The following is a 641-nucleotide window of genomic DNA, read 5'->3' as shown; positions in this document are numbered from 1 at the left end:
CGTCCTTGTTCACCCGCGCGTGCTGCTTCGATGGCCGCATTGAGAGCGAGCAGGTTGGTTTGGTCAGCAATGCCTTGAATCGTAGACAGGATTTGGTTGATGCTTTGGGTGTTCGCTTCCAGTTCAGAAATTACATTTGCCGCATCACTCACTTGCTCAGCAAGCGACACAATTGCTTCTCGGTTTTTCTGAATAACGCTTTGACCTTCCACACACGCAGATGCGGAGTTTTGGGATGCACTTGCGGTCAATTCTGCATGACTTGCGACTTCTGCAGCGGTTGCCGACATTTCATGAATGGCCGTAGCAATTTGGTTTACGTCATTTTGTTGGTGCTCAACGCGTCCTGCCGCCATGGCTGAGAGTTCATTCGCTTGTTGTGCTTGTTCTGACAACTGCTGACTGTTTTCGACGATGTTTTTTAGCATTGATTGCATCTGAGCAAGGAACTGGTTGACGTGCGTAGCCAGTTCACCAATTTCATCCATGCGTTCAATCTCGATGCGCTGCGTCAAATCACCTTCACCTTGTGACAGTTCAGAGAGTGCATCCGACAAAGTTTGCAGTGGACGTAGTAGGCGAGTGATCACGTAAGTGCTGATGGCAGCGATGATCAAATACATCACGATTGAAGCAATGGC

General features: G+C 49.0%; 1 protein-coding gene. It reads right to left on the bottom strand.

Features of this window, described 5'->3' with window-relative positions; genetic code table 11:
- A partial coding sequence (locus R7R78_RS27180; protein ID WP_225474745.1) for a methyl-accepting chemotaxis protein occupies positions 1-641 on the bottom strand: 641 nt, incomplete at both ends.

Source organism: Vibrio sp. 2134-1, from assembly GCF_033339495.1.
This window is presented reverse-complemented; position numbering and strand designations above follow the sequence as displayed.